Raw genomic sequence first — 2,491 nt, forward strand, 5'->3', positions numbered from 1 at the left:
GGGTTATCGTTCAGCGTCGTCGTGTCTAACCAACACCGCTCCGCGCGCGTCGATCGGGAGGCCTGGCGTAGGATCTGTCCGCGTGCCTGTGAGGCCATGGAGCCGCGGCTATGCAACGATTTCCGCGCGGTGGTCATGTCGGTGCTGAGCGAAGGTGAGACACCGGTGCTGGTCGGTGAAAAACAACGAGTAGAGCATCACCGAAAGCCTGGGCCAGGTCGCGGCCATAAGGGAAAGATGATTGTCTGAGCCACTGGTACCCGCGGGCCGTGGTCAGCACATCCGTCGAGTCAATGCCTTCAAGGGACACTCGGGGAGCGGCTTCCTCTGACACGGGAGACCAGATCATGCAGGAATTCGACGCCGAGACCGCCGCTCGCATCATCGCCGAGAATGCCGTCTCGGCCTTCCTCCGGAACCGATCCGGGCCGCTCAACCTGAAACCGGACGCGCGCATGCTGGCGATCGGCGCCGTGATGGTCGGCGAGACGGGGCCAGAACGGGGTGCAGTGCTGTCTTAGTCAGGGGTCAGGTGCCGGGCCGCCTGTTGAGATTTGTTGAGCTTCGCGGGTCTCGGCGGCGAGTTTCGGGACCGGTACGCGGCCGGGCGCGCGAGGGCTTCGGCCGGGGCCATCGATTCCACAAGACGATTGCCCGCCAATGGCTTAGCGCCTCTCGGGTGATAGCATGCGGGGTGTCCAAAATGGACGAAGCCGCACAACCCGCACACCTAAAAGGGCCGGCGCAGACCAGGCCCCGATTTGAAAAACAATTAACGGAAATCAAAGCGCACGCGCGGGCGAAGGCCGAATAAATAAACAGCGGATATTGGCTGAGCGCCGCGCCGGAGGCCGATTAAGATACCGGCCGATATCCCACCTCGGGGCTGCCAGCTTGTTGAAAGATGTTGAAGCCGGACCGGGGACGCGCCTGTTGGTAAATGTTGGTCTCGGGCGACGCTTCGGGCCCAGTACGCGCGCGACGCGCGAGGCGGCACTGCGTGGCTAAAGTAGCTCGAAATAGCCACACCGTTCGGAGTTAAGCGCACAATACGCAGGCGTGCGCCATGGCAAACCGTACAACCCGTACACCTGAAAAAGGGACTACCGCCGGTTCTAAAGTAGAGAGATTTAGAGCGCGCAGGCCGGTGGGCAGCTATTTTTCAGAAGCCGCTACGCGAGGAGTTTTCCGAGGCAGTCAGCGCGGGAGTTTCCGGAGTTTCCGGAGGCAGTCTCGCGAGGCCGGCGGGCGGGCGTTGAGTTTTGCAAGGCAGTCATCGCAAGCCCGGCTCGATATGGGGCTCACCTATATTGCCCCTAGGATCGCCAGATTTGGCGCGGGGCGGCCGTTGTCCGAAATCCGGTAGTCATACCTATAAAACGAGGAAGCGGCCTCACGCGCCAATTTTGGCGACTTCCTGCGCTTTCCTGACGGCAGACACCGTCGAGGGCGACACGCCAGCCCGCCGGGCGATCTCCCGATCCGAAAGGCCTTCGGCGAGTAGGATCTCGACGGCGGCACGGCGCTCGGCGACGGGGCGGTGCGCGGGCTTGTTCGGCTGAGGGGTGCCCAGACCGCGGGTACCCTTGGCGGCTGGCCTGCGACGCGCGGCCGGGCGCGTCACGGGAGGGGTCGTCACGGCCCCACCTTCCGGACCTGCTGGAGCGAGCGTGATGACAACCACGCTTTCATGCAACGGCCGGGGTAGGTGCCCCGGCCGTCGTTTCAGTGACGGTACTGAGGTTTACCGTAGCAGCGTCAGGACGCCCTGCTGCGCGGAGTTGGCCAGCGAGAGAGCCGAGATGCCCATCGACTGACGGGTCGACAGCGCCTGCGAGTTGGCGGCTTCCTGGTTCAGGTCGGCGTTGGTCAAGTTGGCCGAGCCGGTCTGCAACACGTTGATGAGCTGCTTCGAGAAATCCTGCCGGTTCTGCACCACCGAGAGGTTCGAGCCCAGGTTGCTCGCCGCCGAGTCGAGCGCGCTGCCGGCGTTGGTCAGTGTGGTCAGCGTGGAGTTGACGTCGGAGTTCAGCAGGAAGTTGCCCAGCCCGTTCGAGCTCGTCGAGCTGTTCGAGTTGGTGACCGAGGTCAGGCCCAGGCCGCTGGCGGTCGCGTCCACCGACGAGACGCCGGTCGATGGCGTTCCGGCCGCCTTCATCGGTCGCGCCATGACCGGATAGGCGGCGAAATCCTCGAACAGGACCGTGCCCGGATCGGCCGTTTCGAGGCGCTTGAGGAGGCGGGCGAGACCGGTCTGCGCCAGATCCGGATCGGCGACCGCCTTGGCGGAATCCGAGCCCTTCGTTGTGGTGTAGACGATCCGGCCGTTCTGATCCACGAACATGAGGTCCCCCGGCACGGATGCCGGGAGCAGCGCGACCGGATCTCAGTACGAGCCGAACTTGTAGTTCAGGCCGGCGCGGACGACGGCGAACTCGTCGGAGCGGCGGCCGATGCCGCTGCTGTAGACGGCGGGGAAGTTGCTGGCGGC

The 2,491-nt window shown here is 64.4% G+C and carries 3 protein-coding genes and 2 pseudogenes; 2 read left to right on the forward strand and 3 right to left on the reverse strand.

The annotated features are described in order from the left end of the window. Window positions 1–249: hypothetical protein (locus tag MKK69_RS10280; RefSeq protein WP_243967695.1), on the forward strand; the 249-nt coding region annotated here is incomplete at its 5' end. A 98-nt stretch (window positions 250–347) separates the two neighbouring features. Beyond that, window positions 348–521 carry a hypothetical protein gene (locus MKK69_RS10285; protein WP_243967696.1) on the forward strand — a complete coding sequence of 58 codons (174 nt, stop codon included), beginning with the start codon at window positions 348–350 and terminating at the stop codon, window positions 519–521. A gap of 872 nt (window positions 522–1,393) precedes the next feature. On the opposite strand, the gene MKK69_RS31320 is transcribed toward MKK69_RS10285, so the two are convergent. The 3 genes and pseudogenes from MKK69_RS31320 to MKK69_RS10295 all read right to left on the reverse strand — a co-directional run. After that, window positions 1,394–1,684, reverse strand: a complete 291-nt coding sequence (locus tag MKK69_RS31320) for a helix-turn-helix domain-containing protein (protein ID WP_409564794.1) — start codon at window positions 1,682–1,684, stop codon at window positions 1,394–1,396. Between the two features lie 60 nt (window positions 1,685–1,744). After that, window positions 1,745–2,128 (reverse strand): annotated as a pseudogene (locus MKK69_RS10290) (flagellin); the annotation flags it as partial. 258 nt (window positions 2,129–2,386) lie between these two features. Continuing rightward, window positions 2,387–2,491 (reverse strand): annotated as a pseudogene (locus MKK69_RS10295) (porin family protein); the annotation flags it as partial.

It is taken from the genome of Methylobacterium sp. J-026, from assembly GCF_022829585.1.
Classification (GTDB): domain Bacteria; phylum Pseudomonadota; class Alphaproteobacteria; order Rhizobiales; family Beijerinckiaceae; genus Methylobacterium.

Coding starts and splice junctions, on each gene's coding strand:
- MKK69_RS10285 (WP_243967696.1), top strand. CDS start 348: ATGCAGGAATTCGACGCCGAGACCGCCGCTCGCATCATCGCCGAGAAT.